Below are 18,899 nucleotides of genomic sequence, written 5' to 3'. Positions count from 1 at the left end.
TTAGTTTAATTTTATTTCTAACTTCAGCAATCCCTGCCTAGAGATTACTCTTTGGTCTAGGTCTCGGTCGATGTGGCAAAAATGTCCCCATCCAAATAATTGCGTTGGTAAAGTCTATAAGTAACTTACGAATTCTACGCGGTGTAAATCCTATGATATCGTAATAACCACGCAAATCCAGTGCAAATACATCACGCATACTTTTCAGAGGTTTATCCTGACTAAATTCTTCTTGCCATAATGACCAAACATCTGCTCGCGCAAAAGTACACTGGATAAAATCGATATTTTGTCTCAAAGATAGCTCATGTAACTTAATACCTGCATTGCGATAAAATGTATAAGCAATAGTTCCAGGGAAAGCAAATTCGTCTTCTCCTCGTTTGAGGAGAAGAGTTATCTCTTCTCCTATGCGAAGTAAGTCTTGCTCTTCCATTTGTATACCTGCTCCCCTATCAGAATAATTCTTAAGGATACATTGATATACATGACCATCAGATCGCATAATTGCTGCTGGCATAATAAACGTCACGCGAGGCGCTCTACGTCTTTGTCTTGCCTCAATACTTACTCCCAGGGCACCACCAAGAATAGCTATATTATATAAAGACCAGGCTGAAGTAATAAGTACCGCTAAAATTGTAGCTGCTGGGTCCACAGTCAATCGAAAAGCGGCAGCGGCTAAACCAGCAATATTGATACACAATAAGACGATATACGGTCGTGCTGTCAGCCAATCTACATGCTCTTCTGCAATAATATCCCCTTTAGGCGTCACGTTAAATCTTCCCTTATGTGGATTGATTAAAGCCATAGTTGTAGGAACCGCAATATACCAAGCCATTACTGTTTCATAAATTTCATTCCATAAAAAATGACGAAACCGACCTTGAATTTGATTATTAGTCAATATTGCATGAACAATATGAGGTAAAGCATAAAGTAGTATCATTACCCCAGATGCATAGACTACATACGCGTTTAAAAGCAAAAACGCCGCTGGTGTAATGAAAAAAATTAACCGGGGAACGCCAGAAAGAAAATGCAACATGGCATTAAAATAACAAAGTCGTTGTCCAAAAGCTAACCCTTTACCGAACAAAGGATTATCCATGCGTAAAATCTGTACCATACCGCGTGCCCAACGAATACGCTGGCCCACGTGACTTGCAAGACTTTCTGTTGCCAAGCCAGCTGCCAATGGAATGCGAATATAAGCGGAATTATAACCAAGACGTTGGAGTCGCAAGGAGGTGTGTGCGTCTTCGGTAACGCTTTCTACTGCCAGACCACCAATTTTTTCCAATGCAGAGCGACGTATGATACCGCTCGATCCACAAAAGTAAGTTGCGTTCCATGTATCATTCCCATCTTGCACCACACCATAAAACAAAGCACTTTCATTGGGTGTTTTTCGAAACGACTTCAAATTGCGTTCGAAAGGATCAGGTGAAAAAAAGTGATGTGGGGTTTGTAAAATAGCAAGATTGGCATCTTTTAAAAACCAGCCAACAGTCAACTGTAAAAAAGGATGGGTAATAACGTAGTCGCAATCAAAAATTGCTACCAGCTCACCATGTGTTTGTTTTAGAGCATAGTTGACATTGCCTGCTTTTGCATGTTCATGGGAAGGACGCGCGATATAATGTACCCCTACTTCCTCGGCAAATGCTTTAAATTCAGGACGGTTGCCATCATCCAGAATATAGATATTTAGTTTTTCTTTAGGCCAATCCAAACCTAGAGCCGAGTAAACACCAGGTTTTAATATACTCAAATCCTCATTATACGTAGTGATCATGATATCTACAGTAGGCCAGACGGACTGATCAGCAGGTAACGGTATTGGCTTTCGATTTAATGGCCAAATACTTTGAAAATATCCTAATATCATAACCAGCCAAATATAGGTCTCAGCAAAGATAAGTAAGCTTCCAAATACAGCACTCACTGTATCATCCCATACTAAAGTATATTCGTACCTCCACCATAAGTATCGGCATGAAACAATCACAGAGAGGACAACCAGCATAATAGTACTTGCATGACCAGGAGCTTTACGAATACTCATAGCCATTCCCCATAGAAGTACCACAAAAATAAATTGTGCTAGTGGTTGAAATGGCTGGGTAATGCAAATTACTAATAATAAGGCCGAAAAAATGGTTAATATAATAAGCAGCACACGGCGCACAATACTTTTTGTTTGGCTAAAACACTTTGCTGTGTGTTTTGCTATTTTATTGTCTTCGATCTTCTCCGGCAGTCCTTCTATCCAAGAGTAATAATAATTAACGCCTCTTTGCCAAAGATTGTGACTCGTTCTTCTTTTTTGTTCTGTATATAACACAATAAGCCATAGGCTTTGAATTAAATAACGGAATATGTCTCCCGGGCGAGGATGTTTTCGGGAAATGTGCGGGAACCAAGCGTAATGATTTCTTCGCACCCATTGCCAACGGGATGATTCCAATCGTAAAAAAGTCCATGCCGTTATTTGGAGTAAAATAATGCAAATAGTAGTAAAAAATGAAGTTTGATGATGAAGAAAACTTTGGTAAAACCTTTCAATTTTTTTATTTGCAGTACGTGACAAAAGCAAATTCAGGATCTTACTCATTTTATATTTCCAAAATCATTGCTCATGCACCAATTAGCTAAGGCATTTATATCTTGAACTATTAAACGATACGCGCGACATTCTCCTATATTAAAATGCAGGCGCAATAAGTTATCCGTTGTAAAATCAATAACCAATACTGATTCATTCAATTGCACTAAAGCCCAACCCAGGCCCGCAGCAATAGAGGTTACGCTTACTCCTCCACGGATTCCTTGTAACGCAATTACCAGCATACTTTTTTCCTATTTATCTTTTCACTATTTTCCACCGTTCGATTATTTGTTTGATAGTTTCTTGTTTTGAAATATCCACATACATTACTGAGTTAAAGAATATATCCTGATCAGGAGCAAATCCTCCTGAAACCCCCAGAGATTTCAGTCCATGGCATAGCCCCCCTTACACGCTGTGTATAAATCGGGCCTACCCATTTAAACATAGCTTGCTTTAATAAAAAGATCAATTTTATCTAGTAGGTTATGCTCTTTTAGAACTTGCCTCTAAAGGGTCTGTTTGCAATTAGCTATTCTGAGCTAGATGCTGCAATTTTTCGCACTGAAATGGCGCATTTTGACCAAGAATGTAGCGTTATAAATAGATCCTAATCGAATTTTTGAGTAACCGATGTAAGCGCCTCATGTCTTTTATCAACAAGCTCCTGTGCTTTAACAATAATTGGATTTTCCTGTAAGTCTTTATCTGGATGAGCGAGTCGACAAAATTCTTTATATCGAACTAACTCCTGTTCGCGCATATAGAGTTCAAATTCCTTATAAAAGGATTTTCCATTCTCTGGTCCAAGAATCTCAATAAATTGTTCATACAAACCTGTTTTGGGATTACTGTAAAAACAAATATCCATGAATTTTTTCTGGTAAATGGAAGAAAACTGATAGGGCTCCCCCACAATCTCCGGTATTTGGTTAAATAGGATATTCACTCCTTTTGTCTGAGGTTCATTTTTTGCTTGATATAAAAGCTGAATCACTTCCTGACGTTTTTCCTTTGGTACAATAATTGATCGGACCGCCGCAAATTTCTTGTTCTCATCATTTAAAAAAGGAGCGCCCCCTACCCGAGCACCTCGTTCAGCAAGCGAGAGCTTCATCCTTCCATCTGGCAAATCTTTTAAAGTGGCAAGAACACCATGCCCCTTAAAACCAGTTGCCTGAAAAGCCATACCATCACTATCGAGACGATTTAATATATTCCCAATTGTTGCATCAGATTGGAGTTTATCTAACGCACCTAATAAGTGTTCGAACCGTGGAGAATATTCTGGATGTTTCTCATGAATAAACGCCTTTAAATAGACATTAAGAACCTGAACCCCTTCATCAAATAAGCCAGAACCAAATTGAACATCCGCATTAGGAAATTTAAGAACCTCATTCAACTTTTCTCCACCAAAGATAAAGTACAGTCGTCGGCGACTATAATATTCCTTATAATCAATTTGATGCGCTTCAAAAAAAAATTTGAGGGTTTCCTGGGGAAACGTATTTAATGGCGCGATTGTAATGACCGATTGAGCTTTATCGTTTTTAGCCAAAACATCAGCTCCCGCTGCCAAAAGTAATGGGATTGCCTCAAAATTTTGGCACGCTACAGCTGACAGCAAAGGGGTATTTCCCTGCTCATCTTTTGCTTCAATGAACTCCTTTTTTATCTTAGGTTCTAAAGCAACTAAACCAAGCATTTTCTCTATTTCATAAGTTCGCTTATGGATTATTGCTGTGTGTAAGGGTGATTCTTCTTTATGATTTTTTTTCAGTATCAAAGCAGGACTATGAGTATGAATATAACTCATGGCATCACCCAAATATCCTTTGGCCAATAACAAATGAAAAGCGGTATTTCCCTCATTATCTTGAGCCTCCAATGAACCACCTTCTTTATGGAGGAACTCGACCAATACATCGGAATTAACTTCAGCTGCTGCTAACAAAGGGGTTTTTCCTTTGGCATTTCTTTCTTCCAGTGGAAAAAGACCACGAGCGACTATATGTTCAACAAGAAAAGTCTGTCGACTTTTAATTGCCACAAACAATGCGTTATCCCCCTCACTGTCCTTATCATGAAGTGGTGAGGGATCTAAGCTAAGAAAATAATCGATTAATTTTATATTTCCCATATGTGCCGCTAATAGCATAGGAGTCATTTGTTGGAAGTTGTCCCTAACTGATAAAGAAGCACCATGCCCCACTAACCATTGTACGGAAGCTAAATCTCCTCTTTTTACGGCATCAATCAAAGCTTGGTCGATTTCATTTGCAGTACTCTGAGTTACAAGTAAATCAGCGATCTCAAATCGAGATGCTTCCAGTGCACGTTGAAAAGCAGTTTTACCCTGATTATCTTTCAGGTCTACGGGAATACCGCGCTCCAATAAATAAGAAACACATGCCACATGTCCATTTTTTGCGGCAAAAATCAAGGTGTTTTCACCTCTAGTATTGACAACTGTTAGGTCAATACCTTCTTTATCCAAAAATTTAAGTGTATCTAATTGTCCATTTTCAGCGGCAAAAGTGGCTGCATTTTCCCCGATGTTGTTTCTTTGATGCGGGTCACAACCTATTTGAAGCAAGTACTCAATAATTTTTAAATTTCCACTCCCAGAAGCAACCATTAGAGGCGTATCGCCTTGATTGTCTGTGATTTTTGCGACGAATTCTTCAGGAAATAATTTAAGGGCATCCAATTGATTATTGTATGCAGCGAAATGGGCACCAGACCATCCATCTTTAGTTTGACGGCGAAGTAAGCCCTCTTTATCTTTTGTAATACTCAAAAGAATCTGCAATGCCTTTACATCGCCTAATGCACTTGCAACGATAGCAATTTTCCCAAGCCCCTCCCTACGAAAACCATTTGGAGTTAACCTCTCCATCGCCTTATAGTCCTTTGAGACTACCAACTTCGATGAATTGCTTAACTGGGGATTAGATTGTAATAATGACATTGTCTTTGTTGATGAAAATAAGTAACAACATTCAAGAGGAGTGAATGCATTGTTATTGGGAATTTCTAATATCGAACTATTGAATTCCTCTGCCTTGTCCATAAGCATTTTCAACATTTCAGGTTGATCATATTTTGCAACAAGATGTGCTAGTGTATTACCGTTTTCATCAGTCATTAGAAAATTGTCTTCATAGACACTGGACATTAATCGTGTAAATTGAGCTAAATTCCCCTGCTTAATCGCAGCCTTAAATGCTTCAATACCCATTGAACATATCCTATCTATTGCGCTATAAAAGAAAGTATAGTTGTTTTAGAGAAGACTGTAGAAGGGAGAAATAGAAACAAATAGTACTGCGAGAATCAAATCAACAAAAATTACTTCTTAATATAGCGTTTATCCATTTTGATAAAGCGTTAACTCACGTAATACCGCAGTGGCATAAGCCCCCGGGGGCAAACTAAAAGATAACTCAGCAAGATTATTCTTAATAACACAGGTCAATTGTTCTGCGTGCAAGATATTAGCACGCCAATCTTCCTCTAAACCATAATGTTCCAAACCTGCCAACCATGGCTGCCAATCAAGATAAATTTCATTAACCAATTGCAATGCTTCACCTTTGATTTTGTGTTTACTTTTTCCAGGCAAAGGACTCGCGGGAGAAATATCTTTATCTTTAATCCTTTGCAGTAATTCATTATCAATATGATCAATAGCAAAAATACTGTTTGATCCTTTAAGCTGCATCACATCACCAGACAGGGGTGTATTCCAGCATTGCTCCATAACACGACGAGATAAAATCAGATTGTAAATCCATGAACGTGCCGCGGAACAATAAATACCCCGTAGAAATCGGTCTTTGACTCGATGTCCTTGAATGAGCATTTTTTCGGCTTTCAGTAAATTATCTGCATTGCGGCCAAATCGTTGCTCTCCAAAATAATTAGGAACACCATTCTCTTTAATTCGTTCGATACGCTCCAGCAAATCTTCTTTATGGGAGATTTCGCGCAAACGTACGATAAATTGATTTCCAGTTAAGAATCCTGGCCTCAATTTTTTATGATGTCGGGTCCATTCCAAAATACACCAACCGGGTGCCGTAAGTTGTGCAATCCCCGGAATCTGTTCACCAGGAGCATGAATACTCAGCCATTGAGTCGCCCGTGCCTGCCTATCTTTCAATCCAGCATAACCAATTGATTTTACTGGTTTATGCAGCAATTTTGCTAAAGACCTAACCACTTCTTCTGTAGTAACTCCAGTTTTTTCTATTCTAAGAACAATATGTTCGCCCTCTCCAGAAAATGGACTATCAAAAAATTCATTCACCTGAAAATCTTCTGGGCTGCATTTAAAACGAGCAGTGGACTTTGGTAGCCCATTAACGTATGACCAGTTTAAAGAATACATAATAGCCTTAGTAGAACTTATCCTAACCTTTTCAAAAATTTGATAAAAACTATATAAATCAAAAATTTTTACGTGCATACTTAAAGTACCGTACAATCTACATTAATTGTTACTAAATGGATAGATTAACAGTGAATGCATCATTTCCACCAATACGTAAAGCAGTATTTCCTGTGGCCGGCCTTGGGACGCGGTTTTTACCCGCAACAAAAGCAGCACCCAAGGAAATGTTAACTGTTGTAAACAAACCTTTAATTCAATATGCAGTTGAAGAGGCCTATGCTGCAGGCATACGCCAAATGATCTTTGTGACTTGCCATAATAAACGTGCTATTGAAGATCATTTTGATCTTGCCTACCAGCTCGAGAATGAACTGAGCATACATGATAAAAATGAACTTTTAGCTATAGTTCAATCAGTAACACCTGACGATATGGAATGTTTTTATGTTCGTCAGGCCAAACCTCTTGGTCTGGGACATGCTGTTTTATGTGTAGAACAAATCATTTGCAATGAACCATTTGCTGTAATTCTTGCTGATGACTTAATGACGAGTACGATACCAGTTATCCAACAATTAATCCAAATGTATGAGCAACACGGTCATAGCATTGTTGCAGTAGAAAATATTCCTCAAGAACTCACAGAATGTTATGGAATTATTCAAGGCGCACCCTGGGATAAAAACCTTTTGAGCATACATCATCTGGTGGAGAAACCGAAGCCTCATCTTGCTGCATCAAATATTGCAATTGTGGGACGTTATATCTTGAGCCCTAGTATTTTTGCACAAATCAAGAAACTACCCAATGAAAAACATAGAGAAATTCAATTAACTGATGCAATTAATGGATTGGTAAAAGAAGAAACTGTTTTAGCACTTCCCTATGAGGGAAAACGTTATGATTGCGGGAGTGTTCTTGGTTTTCTTAAAGCGAATGTAGATTTGGGGAAGAAGCATCCAACTGAAGGAAAAAATTTTACCGAATGGCTTTTAGCTTAGATTTTTTTATTAATTGAGAATGTATATGGAACAGCTTACAAAAATGAATGCGTGGAAAAAACTCGAAAAATATGCAAAAACATACATTAACCAAAGTTCTGAAACAAAAAAATATTGTGTATCCAGCGACCACATTAATCTGGATTACAGTGAACAACATATTAACCACCAGATTTTAGATTCACTTCTTGAACTGGCTCATGAGTGTGATCTGCTGGAACATATTAATGCCCTGATGGTCGGGAAACCTGTTAATAATACAGAAAATAGACCCGCCTTGCATACAGCGCTTCGTGCTCCAGAAAATAAAGTCATATTGGTTAATGAACGCAATATTATTCCTGAAATAGTTCATGTTCGAAATACAATGAAACTCATTTCCACAAAAATTAGAAACGGCGAGTGGCAGGGTTATTCTGGAAAACCCATTACTGATGTAGTAAATATAGGAATTGGCGGCTCTATGCTTGGTCCTTTTTTTTGTATTAATGCATTAAGTGATTTAGTAACAGACCGATTAGGATTTCATTTTATTTCCGACATTGATCCGAATTCGTTCTCACGTACTGCTGCGAAACTAAACCCGGAAACTACATTATTTATTATTTCCTCAAAGTCATTTACTACTCCAGAAACTTTGTCTCATTATCAAAAAGCGTTATCTTGGCTAAATCAGGAGCAACCTTTAAATCAACATTTTATTGCCGTCACTGCAAATGTTGAAAAAGCCCAAGAAATGGGTTTTAAAACCATACTTCCTATATGGGAATGGGTTGGAGGGCGTTATTCATTCTGCTCAGCCATTAATTTGATTTCCTGTATTGCGATTGGTTTTGAGCATTTTTCAGAAATCCTTGCTGGGGCATATAAAATGGATATGCATTTTTGCAATGAGCCTTTTGCAAAAAACTTGCCCGTCCTTATGGCATTATTAGGTATATGGAACATTAATTTTTTAAACATTAATAACTTGCTGGTCATGACTTATTCTCAAGACTTACAGTATTTTGTTCCCTATCTTCAGCAACTCGATATGGAAAGTAATGGTAAATCGATAAACAGACAAGGTCGTACAGTGGATTATGCGACAGGCCCCATTATCTGGGGTGGTCTAGGTAACCATGCACAACACAGTTACTACCAGCTTTTGTGTCAAGGAACACATAAAGTAGCAGCTGATTTAATTAGCGTTCAAACGTTTGATGGTAAGGTAATTAATAAAATATGTCATGCCCATAAAGAAGTATTAACAAAAGGTGGAAATCACGGAGAAAATCCTCACAGTTACATTGCCGGCGAAATGCCTATTAATCTTCTCTCTTTGACTGAATGGTCACCAAAAACTCTGGGCTCACTGATTTCCTTATACGAACATAAAGTTTTTGTCCAGGGTGTAATTTGGAATATAAATTCATTTGATCAACCCGGAGTCGAAAGCTCCAAGGAAATAGTTCGACAGAATAATTGGATTAGTTAATGTTCATAGCCAGATTCAGTTTATTATCCTGGAAAAAACAATTGAGCCGTAACGAGCAAATTAAAGGTGCTGAAGATGATGGATTTCTTTGATTTTTTTCGCGAAAGCAGTAGTCTCCACTACGGTGAGCGAAAAAATTCAAAAAAATCCATCAGATTGAGTACCTTTAGTTTGAGCAGCAGGTTTCAACTACTTTTTCTAGGATTTTTGTTTAGCTTAATCGCCTTAAAAGTTTATGCCATTGATATCAATCCAAAACAGATTTTATTGGATCAGGTGCTTTGGGGGGAGACCTATTATAGAGATGATTTTGTGCAAAACTCTCTTGATCGTTTGCAATTGATCGCTCCTAATGATCCTGAAGTTCTTGCAGCACGCATCAGACTTGCAATACGTCAAAAGAACTTGATTTTAGCAGAAGAACTACTCGAGGAATTAAAACAAAAAGCTCCAGATTCAGTTGAATACAAACAAGCTAAGATGAGTTTATTTCTTATACAGCCTGAAGCAAAATTAAAATTGCAAAAAGCGAGAATAATGGCAATGTCTGGACATCTCGATTTGGCTAAAGCTCAATATGATGCTCTTTTTCATGGAGTTTTTCCCACACGGGAGTTAAGTACTGAATATTGGCGCATCGTCTCAAGAATACCCGCTCAGCGCCAAAATGCATTTAACCATTTGCAAGAGCTTTATAATTTTTTAAAAGAACATCAAGTGTATACGAATAATAACAACCAGGATAATTGGTCTTATGCACTCAAAAATAGGCTTGCAGAGTTATGGGTTTCCAGCGGAGAAACTGAATTTCAAGCAGGTAATATTGATTTGGCGAAAAAAAAATATCAGCAAGCCCTCCTTTTAGATAGTAGGAATTATGATGCTTGGGTTGGGATAGGTGAAGTAGAATTCGCCCGCAAAAATTTCGCCAATGCAGAACAAGCATTTAAACGAGCTTTGGTCATTAGCCCTGGAAAGGGTAGCGCAGTCTTTGGGCTTCTTGGCATCTACAAGCGTCAATCATTACAAAAGGCCTTGAATTACCTGAATAGTTTGCCTGAAGATCTAAAAAGCAAATTTAAAGACGCTCAACGTAGTTTGGAAAGCGCTTTATTACAAGAGCAAGCGGAGGATCTTGAACAAACAAACCAATGGAAACAGGCAATAGAAAAGTACAGGCAAGCACTGAAAATTGACCCGGATAATGTTTGGTTAACTTATCATCTTGCCTTAGCATTGAATCATGAAGGTGAATTCAAAAAAGCACATGATTTATTCCAGCGCTTGATTTCAAAACAAAGAAAAAATCCGATTCAAGCATATGCTTATGCACTTTATTTATCGAATATAGATCAGTTACAGAAAGCGCTGACGCATCTTCATACTATTCCACAAAAACAATGGAATGAAGGCATGCGTCAATTAGCACAACGTCTGACCACTGAATTGATTTTACACCATGCACAACAATTACGTGACAGTGGCGATAAGCAAGGTGCGGCAGCATATTTAATGAGTCAGACACAGACCACACCGATTAAACTTACTCTAGCAGATTGGGCTTTGCTTGATGGAGAATTTGCAAGAGCATTGAATTATTATCAAGATGTGAAAACTCATGAACCGCTCAATGCTGATGCAAATCTTGGGGTTATAGAATCACTTATCGCCTTGGGAAATAAGAAAGAAGCGCATCAATTGCTCGAACAGCAGCAAAATCTCAAATTGGCTTTTAATCTTAATATGCAAAGAAGACTAGCAAATGCCTGGAATGCTGTAGGAAACTCTCAAAAAGCATTAACTATTTTCAACCACCTCAAACAAGAAAGTATTAATGCGGCACCTAGTCAGGATAGTGCGCTTATATTTCGCGATGCTGCCCGCTTGGAAACACAACTTCGCATGCCCAAATTAGCTCAGGAAGATTACAAAAAGGCAATGGTTCAAAGCAGTATTACCTCAGTATGGCCTACCAGCAACGATTACTATACCTGGTTAACACGGAATAATATAGAAGATGATTGGCTTAAACGTAGTATTCGTTCTGAATCAGCCCTACTGTATCGGCAACAAGAAACACGCCTTACTGTGGATGAAGATTACTGGCGGTTGCCAGGTTCAGCCGGAATTTCTGACCTGCGTGCCGAAGATACTATAGCGCAAGCAGATTGGGCATACTCGAACGGTCGTGCTTTTTTTAGAGCGGATAAAATCAATTTAGGAGCAGGAAGCTTTTCTCCAATTGATGGGGTTTATGAGGATGAATTTGGTACTTGTGCTATCAATGGATGTACAACAGGTATCAAACAGGCGACAAAAGGTATTGGCTGGGATGGAGGCTGGCAAAATCCACTCTGGGGTTTTGACATTGGACAAACGCCTATAGGATTTCCTGTAAAAAATTGGATTGGCGGCATCAATTACAACGGTGAAATACGACATGTGGGCTGGACAATCACCGCATCCCAACGCCCCATGACTAACTCCTTACTTTCTTTTTCGGGTACAGTTGATCCCAATACGGGAGTCGTGTGGGGAGGAGTAGTTGCTACAGGCATTACTTTGTCACTGAGTTACGATCGCGGCGAAGCTCATGGGGTCTGGGCTAACATTATTGGCAGTAAACTAACTGGGAAAAACGTGCTCTCTAATACACGTATTCTTTTATTAGATGGTTATTATTACAAAATCATTAATGAAGAGAACCGTCGTCTTTCCATTGGAGTCACAAATATGATCTGGCACTATGAAAAGAATCTATTTGCATATACTCTTGGACAAGGTGGGTACTTTAGCCCTAATTTTTATGTATCATTTTCACTCCCGATAAATTATCGCCGGCGTACTGCAAACTGGTCTTATGAATTAGGCGGATCGGTAACCTATTCACGTGACACTACCAAAGACTTGCTTGCTTATCCCTTACCAAACCTGATTCCAAATTTCGATCCTTCGCAAAACTTCATTCAATCGGGTGGACCTGGCACAGGCTATGGTTATTCTATACTTGCACTGATAGAACGTCGACTTGGTTCACATTTTGTTATCGGAGGATGGTTAGATATCCAACAATCAACAGACTATACCCCAAGTCACGCTGCTCTTTTCCTTCGCTACTCATTGGAGGGCTGGCAAGGAGATATGAACATGCCAATCGTACCATTAGTACCTTATTCCAACTTTAGATGAAATGTATTGATTATATTCCTGGATGCTCGCAACAGTCTCTTGATCACATTCTGCCTACGCCCAGCCCCACGACTTGCCGCAGGACGTCGGAGTAGAGTGTCAGGGATAGGTACGAGATTCAGTCGCAAGCAAGCATACTCTTCACCAGGATAATTTAGAAATTATTGGGGATAAGGGACCCAGTTATTGTCACCTTTTAATAAAATATAAAACTTATCTTGATATTTCATCACCGTAACACCCTCGTTGGATGACACGAAGGGAGTTCTTGGTAAATTCTTAGTTAGTATTTCTAAATTTACGCTTTCCTGATTAAATATCTTTCCATCTACTAAGCGTGCAATTAATTCTGAAATAGCCAAATAACTGCTTGGCTCATTTATTTGTATTTGCTTAGGTTTTGCTTTCAAACCAATAAATTTAATTCCAACAGGAACATGCGTAATGCTTGGGCTAGGAATGTCCCGTAAACCTGGCATTTGTAATTTATCACCAACAAGATTAGCTCCATGTTCTGGGATAAAAACTACAACTGCCTTACGGCCTGAATTTTCTAATGCCGTAAAGAAATTCATCGTTTGATCTAAAAGTTTCTTTGCTCGTGCCTCATAGGGTGCTGGCGTATTTTCACCAATAAATGTATTACCATCATGAAGCGAAATTTCATTAAAATAGGTAACATTGCGTTTTTTTCCTGGATCCTTCTGCTGCTTAAGCCATTTATCCAGTAATTGACTGTCATCTGAAAGCAATTTTCCATCAAATGAAACAAGATCAGGACGTATGCCCGCTCGTGACATTAAAGGCACGTCATCTAAACCACCATACTCTTTTATCTCGTTGAGAAAACTACCAAACTCACCTTCGTGGTCAAGCATCATCTCAGGAGAAAAACCAAGTTTAGCTAAGTTATCCAAAATATAACAATCTTGGGCTACAGGCTTATAAAGACCAGCATGGGATGTTTCACCACAGCTTGCACGTAATAAGCGTATTGCAGCAGGCCCACTATATGAAGCAGCCGAATTGAACTGATTAAAGAGAATATCAAATTTACTCCATATAGGATGATCTCTTAAATGCACCGCATCTATATCTGCCCACGCAAGAGAGCACACCTGAATAAATATAACATCAAAAGGCTCTGCATCGGCAGAAAGAGAACTTGGAAAAAGGGTATGTAATCCTTTTTGCTGCTCATAAAATTGATTCAGATAGGTATTGAGGTTTTCGTTGGTAGGTGGCAAATTACTGTTAAGCTCTACTGTCCCACTTATGTTAGTCTCGGATCCAGCTTGTACGCTCGTAGTAGCAGTCTTACTTTCTACGGGCAAAAGATTAATAGCTGGTCCTGTTAGAGTAAGAATATTTAACCAAATTAAAGCGATTACTGTAAACGTAGTAATGCGAATCCATTGAGAAAGAAATAGGTAAGCAACTAAGAGAATAAAAGCCATACCTATCAGTTGCCAATTAATAAAACGATTTAATAGCTCAAGAAGATAATTAGAACTGAAAGAAAAAAGATTTGTACCCTGACTCATAATTGAACTTAAACCGGGTAACCACGTATCGTGATAAAAGAGACCGATACCTATTGGAATAGCAATCCAATTACGGCAGCGATGAAGAAATGTTGATGATAAAGGAAATAATAAAAATGCCAGAAATACTAGGTTAGCAAAAGGATGAAAATTCAAATATCCACCCCATAAAAGAGCGAACTTCAATAAGAAATAATAGTTCCAACCATTAATATCACGCCATTTTACATGGATTTTTTCTTGACCCTGAACTGTTTCTATCATTACTATTCTTTGACCATAATAAAATAATTGATAAATTGATATGCCCAACCGACTTTATCAAAATCCGTTCGTACAAAGCAGGTATGGCAGATATAGGATTAAATCCCTTTTTAATTTTTTTAGTGTAGCAGGATATATAAGATATTCAATGTAAGATAGTTATTTTGCACGTAACTTTGTCTGGCTCCATCCTTGACATAAGCCCATGCATCTTGGTATTTTTGAGGAAAATTTAAAATATAAGACAATATGTTTAAAAATAAAACCATATCAATTATCGGTGCAGGTCATTTGGGAAGTGCTGTAGCACGCGGCCTCATCAAAGGTGGACATCCTGCAAATTCAATAATATTTAGCAATCGAGATCCCAGTAAATCAGAGCGTTTGGTTAAAGAACTAGGGGTCCTGTCAGCAAAAAACAATACTCACGCAGTCATGAACGCCGATATCCTTATTCTTGCTGTAAAACCTCAATTTATGCAACAGGTATGTCAAGAAATTAGCGTAACCATACAACTGAAGCAACCTATTTTTATTTCCTTAGTGGGTGTAATCGCTATTGATAACATCACTCACTGGCTCAACAAGAAAGACTTGGGAGTTATTCGTGTTATGACCAATACTCCAACTGAATTTTGCAAAGGAACATCTGCTTTATTTGCTAATTCTTCTACAACACCGGAACAAAAATTATTAGTTGAGACTCTTTTTAATGAAGTAGGTTACACATTTTGGGTTGAGAAGGAATCCATGCTTGATACGCTTACAGCTCCTATCGGTTGTGCACCAGCGTATGTCTTTCTATTTCTTGAGGCATTGCAAAAAGCAGCAATGAGTAGAGGTATTCCAGAAGAACTCTCTGGAAGAATTGCCTTGGAATCAGTATTTGGTGCTGCAGAATTAGCTAAAAAATCAGGACGCTCTTTTGCCCAATTAAGAGCAGGTGTGAGCACTCCTCATGGAGTGACAGCTCATTCTTTGGAACAACTTTCTTTTCCTGATTTTTTTGATCTTTTTAAGCAAGTCTATGCAGCCGCTGAAGAACGTATTGAGCAAATAACGCAGTCATTAAATACGCACACTTAATAACAGGTCACGAGAGATCTTTATTTGAATGTATTGTAGCCTGGGTGCAGCGCAGCGGAACCCGGGAAATTTGGTAATTGAAAAACCCGGGCTGCGCTGCACCCAGGCTACGTTCTTTTTATGATTGGCTAAGATTCGATACTGGCCTAACCCAAGGATGTAACTTAGCTAAAGTTGCTGGTAACTTTGTTATATTACGTTGTGCTTCAGCCCTACTTTCAAACTCCCCCATAGTCAAGATGTACCAAAGACCTTTTGCATTAGTGAAATGTCTTATTTTGGTATTTTGAGCGAATAATTTATTATTCTGCTGAAAACGTTCTATATCATTTTTATTATGACTGGCAGCAACCTGTATGGTATAAAGAGGGGTGTTTACATTTGAACTGGAAGACTGATCTTCTTTATTTTGTTTTGCTGTTGGAATCTCGACTGTTTTTGATTCCCGAGTAAGATCAGATTCCGGACTTTCCCGTTTAAACTCAGATTCAGGAATTCTAGGCTCTTGCTCCGCTAAATGTTGCATTTGTAATTTAGGAATCACAACGACCTTATCAATAATTGCAACTGTATCAACGGACATCTCATCATTGAGATCATCCAAAAGTTGCTTCTTGGGCAACGCCGCATAAACCAATTGTCGCGTTGAAGAATCCTCCCAAGAAGGGATTTGGCTCACTAATACTTCAGGCTGTACTTGATTTCCTACCAACGCTTCTGTGCTTTTATCTTGTACTGGATGAGTCATCTCTAAATGATAAAAAGATGAAAAGTCATAATTTCTCACAAAATAAAAACCAATAAGTCCTGTAATCACAGCCATGCTTGCTGCAATACCTGCTTTTTTTATCAACTTTCGTGGTTCTTTTTTCTTTTGCGCAGCACACTTAAATATAAATGATTCCAAATTACTATTAATTTTTGCCACGTTTCCTTTGGTAAGTTGATAAAACTGCTTAAACTGTACATCAGTTAAAGGTTTACTGATCAAATGTGCCGTCATGGCACGTTGTAACACATAAGTCCTTGTTTCATTTTCATTCAATGATCCCAATTCGATGCTATGGACTAAATTTTCAAAAAACGAAGCGACTAGATTATTCAGTGTTGCGACAATTGAGTAGTCCGATATAAGGCAAAGATGGAAGAAACTAAAGTTCTCTTGATTTTTTATTGCCAACATGGCTTCTTTAATTAGAGACTCAGGCAAATGTTGTGCATCATCAATCAATAAAACTACATGGGCCTTACGCTCATTAATTTGCGCAACTAAAGAGCTAATATCTGTATTTTCATCGTGATTAAGATGTAGTTGGCTTGCAATTTCCTGAATAATGTTTTCTCTATTGCAAGGAGGCTTCACTGTCATTGAAACAGATTTTATTTGTTGATCTAAATTACTTTGTAACAAAGTACCAAAAGAAGTTTTACCCCCCTCTTTCTCTGATAAAATCGTAATAAGCACATTGTTAAAAAGAATTAAATGATTAATAAAATCAATCTTAGCGAGCCAAGATCCGGGTTTAAACAATACTCTTGGTTGAATTACAGCCGTCACCTCAGACTGAATTATTCCCTCGTTCATTTTTATTCTCCTCTACAGCCGCATCAAGTGCATTATATAAACAATCCTCTGTTACGCCGGCTTCAAGATAACAATCACCAAGTTTTTTTATCAGCACAAAACGTAAACAGTTATTTTTAATTTTTTTATCCGATTGCATTAAATCTTTGAGTTTTTTCAAATTAACAGTTCTTGGAATTTTATGTGGCAAACCCGCATGGTGCAGAATTTGTTCTATTTGTTCCACGAATTGCTTATCAACCAAATGCATTTTATATGACAAAACTGCGGCACAGTATAAGCCAATCGCTACTGCTTCACCATGCAACCATTGTTGATACTGAGTGTACGTTTCCAGTGCATGAGCAAAAGTATGCCCAAGATTCAGTAAAGCTCGTTGTCCGGCTTCCTTTTCATCGGTTTCAACAAACTGGGCTTTAATGCGGCAACACTCAGCAATTAATTGGGGTAGCAGCAAACTGTTGGCGGTTAATCCCTGTTGGATAGCATCGCTTAGTAATTTGAAAAACTCACCTCCGGCAAGTAATGCATATTTTATCATTTCCGCCAAACCGGCACGAAACTCTCTTTCTGGAAGCGTGTTTAATGTATTCAAATCAATAATCACCGCTTGAGGTTGATAAAAACTGCCGATCATATTTTTACCTAAAGCATGATTAATTCCCGTTTTTCCACCTATAGAAGCATCGATTTGTGCTAATAAAGTTGTGGGAATTTGAATCAGTTTTACTCCACGTTGATAGGTTGATGCTGCAAATCCAGTCATATCACCAATCACACCGCCACCTAAAGCGATAAGTGTCGTATCTCTATGGTGTTTGTTTTGGATTAATGCATCATAAATAGCGAATAAGCTGTGTTGGTTTTTATAGTGCTCACCATCTTCTAAAATCAAAACATCGCATTGAGTTTCAGCAAAAGCAGCTTGTACATACTTTAAATAAAAAGGAGCTATTGTCTGGTTGGTAACAATTAGAATCTGCGAAGATTTTACAATCGTTTGCAAAAAACCCGGGCTTTGCAAACCATTGCGACAAATAATAATAGGATATTGATGTCCAGTTAAAGAGACATCAACTTGCTCATAAGCCTCAAAGTTCGCCATAAATATATTTTATTATATTATTTGCAACCGCTTTGACCGTTAATTTATCTGTTTCAAAACTAACATCAGCTAACTCAGTGTAGAATGGCTCGCGCTCATCCCTCAATAGTTCCAATCTTCCTTCAAGATCATTTGTCTGAAGTAAAGGACGCTTGGTATCCCGCTTAGTTCTTTCGAATTGTTGCTGTAAAGAGGTTTTAAGATAAATTACAGTTCCACGCCCTGCTAATGCATTTCTGTTTTCGGGAGTGATTACGACTCCTCCACCTGTTGCCAAAACAATGTTGGTCTTTTGAGTTAATTCTTCAATAACTTTTTGCTCGCGGCGTCTGAAACCTTCTTCACCCTCAATATCAAAAATCCAAGATATATCAGCGCCAGCACGCTCTTCAATCACTTCATCCGAATCAAAAAATTCTAACTTGAGCTCCTTTGCCAAAGCACGACCTATAGTGCTTTTACCTGCACCCATGGGTCCGATGAGAAAAATATTTCGTACTTTAACTATGCTCATTTTTTATTACATACCTCTTTAACTTAAATGTCATTAATTAAAGATCGAGTCCAAAATAACCTCCCATTTTAGCATGAAACTAAAGTATGATAATTTACCAAAGTGGGGATATTTGGGGCTC

12 protein-coding genes are annotated in these 18,899 nt (G+C 38.2%); 4 read left to right on the top strand and 8 right to left on the bottom strand.

The features are described 5' to 3' along the window. Window positions 1–37: 37 nt before the first annotated feature. The 4 genes from bcsA to truD all read right to left on the bottom strand — a co-directional run bounded on the left by bcsA (window position 38) and on the right by truD (window position 7,010). Complete coding sequence (gene bcsA, locus Lani_RS09785; protein ID WP_019233688.1) at window positions 38–2,620, bottom strand: UDP-forming cellulose synthase catalytic subunit; 2,583 nt, start codon at window positions 2,618–2,620, stop codon at window positions 38–40. Beyond that, on the bottom strand, window positions 2,617–2,856 hold the full coding sequence (locus tag Lani_RS20755; RefSeq protein ID WP_019233689.1) for a cellulose synthase operon protein YhjQ/BcsQ: 240 nt from the start codon (window positions 2,854–2,856) through the stop codon (window positions 2,617–2,619). Before Lani_RS20755 ends, bcsA begins: the two co-directional genes overlap by 4 nt. Before the next feature lie 368 nt (window positions 2,857–3,224). Continuing rightward, complete coding sequence (locus tag Lani_RS09775; protein ID WP_058388526.1) at window positions 3,225–5,858, bottom strand: ankyrin repeat domain-containing protein; 2,634 nt, start codon at window positions 5,856–5,858, stop codon at window positions 3,225–3,227. Between the two features lie 129 nt (window positions 5,859–5,987). After that, window positions 5,988–7,010, bottom strand: a complete 1,023-nt coding sequence (gene truD / locus Lani_RS09770) for a tRNA pseudouridine(13) synthase TruD (protein WP_040522618.1) — start codon at window positions 7,008–7,010, stop codon at window positions 5,988–5,990. A 131-nt stretch (window positions 7,011–7,141) separates the two neighbouring features. Here truD and galU point away from each other — a divergent pair, with 131 nt between their 5' ends. The 3 genes from galU (at window position 7,142) to bcsC (ending at window position 12,680) form a co-directional block, all read left to right on the top strand. Next, window positions 7,142–8,014, top strand: coding sequence for a UTP--glucose-1-phosphate uridylyltransferase GalU (gene galU / locus Lani_RS09765; RefSeq protein WP_019233693.1), 873 nt, complete (start codon window positions 7,142–7,144; stop codon window positions 8,012–8,014). 25 nt (window positions 8,015–8,039) lie between these two features. Further along, the gene (gene pgi / locus Lani_RS09760) at window positions 8,040–9,491 is read left to right on the top strand and encodes a glucose-6-phosphate isomerase (RefSeq protein WP_058388525.1); all 1,452 of its coding nucleotides are present in this window, start codon (window positions 8,040–8,042) and stop codon (window positions 9,489–9,491) included. A gap of 75 nt (window positions 9,492–9,566) precedes the next feature. Next, on the top strand, window positions 9,567–12,680 hold the full coding sequence (bcsC, locus tag Lani_RS09755; protein WP_223499415.1) for a cellulose synthase complex outer membrane protein BcsC: 3,114 nt from the start codon (window positions 9,567–9,569) through the stop codon (window positions 12,678–12,680). Window positions 12,681–12,841: 161 nt separating this feature from the next. Here the strand turns inward: bcsC and bcsG are convergent, their stop codons facing one another. Next, window positions 12,842–14,488 carry a cellulose biosynthesis protein BcsG gene (gene bcsG, locus Lani_RS09750; RefSeq protein ID WP_019233696.1) on the bottom strand — a complete coding sequence of 549 codons (1,647 nt, stop codon included), beginning with the start codon at window positions 14,486–14,488 and terminating at the stop codon, window positions 12,842–12,844. Window positions 14,489–14,737: 249 nt separating this feature from the next. Between bcsG and proC the strand changes: the two genes are divergently transcribed. Continuing rightward, window positions 14,738–15,574 (top strand): pyrroline-5-carboxylate reductase, encoded by an 837-nt coding sequence (proC, locus tag Lani_RS09745; RefSeq protein WP_019233697.1) that lies wholly within the window; start codon window positions 14,738–14,740, stop codon window positions 15,572–15,574. Between the two features lie 118 nt (window positions 15,575–15,692). Here proC and Lani_RS09740 read toward each other — a convergent pair whose 3' ends face one another. The 3 genes from Lani_RS09740 to aroK are packed head-to-tail and all read right to left on the bottom strand — an operon-like array spanning window position 15,693 to window position 18,778. After that, window positions 15,693–17,159 carry an SPOR domain-containing protein gene (locus tag Lani_RS09740; protein WP_019233698.1) on the bottom strand — a complete coding sequence of 489 codons (1,467 nt, stop codon included), beginning with the start codon at window positions 17,157–17,159 and terminating at the stop codon, window positions 15,693–15,695. After that, window positions 17,134–18,264 (bottom strand): 3-dehydroquinate synthase, encoded by a 1,131-nt coding sequence (gene aroB / locus Lani_RS09735; RefSeq protein ID WP_019233699.1) that lies wholly within the window; start codon window positions 18,262–18,264, stop codon window positions 17,134–17,136. Before aroB ends, Lani_RS09740 begins: the two co-directional genes overlap by 26 nt. Then, the gene (aroK, locus tag Lani_RS09730) at window positions 18,251–18,778 is read right to left on the bottom strand and encodes a shikimate kinase AroK (RefSeq protein ID WP_019233700.1); all 528 of its coding nucleotides are present in this window, start codon (window positions 18,776–18,778) and stop codon (window positions 18,251–18,253) included. Before aroK ends, aroB begins: the two co-directional genes overlap by 14 nt. Between the last annotated feature and the right edge of the window lie 121 nt (window positions 18,779–18,899).

The organism is Legionella anisa (assembly GCF_001467525.1).
Lineage (GTDB): Bacteria > Pseudomonadota > Gammaproteobacteria > Legionellales > Legionellaceae > Legionella > Legionella anisa.
This window is presented reverse-complemented; position numbering and strand designations above follow the sequence as displayed.

What these genes read in the sequence shown, in the direction of transcription:
- bcsA (WP_019233688.1), bottom strand. Translation starts at nt 2,620, where the DNA reads ATGAGTAAGATCCTGAATTTGCTTTTGTCACGTACTGCAAATAAAAAA.
- Lani_RS20755 (WP_019233689.1), bottom strand. Translation starts at nt 2,856, where the DNA reads ATGCTGGTAATTGCGTTACAAGGAATCCGTGGAGGAGTAAGCGTAACC.
- Lani_RS09775 (WP_058388526.1), bottom strand. Translation starts at nt 5,858, where the DNA reads ATGGGTATTGAAGCATTTAAGGCTGCGATTAAGCAGGGGAATTTAGCT.
- truD (WP_040522618.1), bottom strand. Translation starts at nt 7,010, where the DNA reads ATGTATTCTTTAAACTGGTCATACGTTAATGGGCTACCAAAGTCCACT.
- pgi (WP_058388525.1), top strand. Translation starts at nt 8,040, where the DNA reads ATGGAACAGCTTACAAAAATGAATGCGTGGAAAAAACTCGAAAAATAT.
- bcsC (WP_223499415.1), top strand. Translation starts at nt 9,567, where the DNA reads ATGATGGATTTCTTTGATTTTTTTCGCGAAAGCAGTAGTCTCCACTAC.
- bcsG (WP_019233696.1), bottom strand. Translation starts at nt 14,488, where the DNA reads ATGATAGAAACAGTTCAGGGTCAAGAAAAAATCCATGTAAAATGGCGT.
- proC (WP_019233697.1), top strand. Translation starts at nt 14,738, where the DNA reads ATGTTTAAAAATAAAACCATATCAATTATCGGTGCAGGTCATTTGGGA.
- Lani_RS09740 (WP_019233698.1), bottom strand. Translation starts at nt 17,159, where the DNA reads ATGAACGAGGGAATAATTCAGTCTGAGGTGACGGCTGTAATTCAACCA.
- aroB (WP_019233699.1), bottom strand. Translation starts at nt 18,264, where the DNA reads ATGGCGAACTTTGAGGCTTATGAGCAAGTTGATGTCTCTTTAACTGGA.
- aroK (WP_019233700.1), bottom strand. Translation starts at nt 18,778, where the DNA reads ATGAGCATAGTTAAAGTACGAAATATTTTTCTCATCGGACCCATGGGT.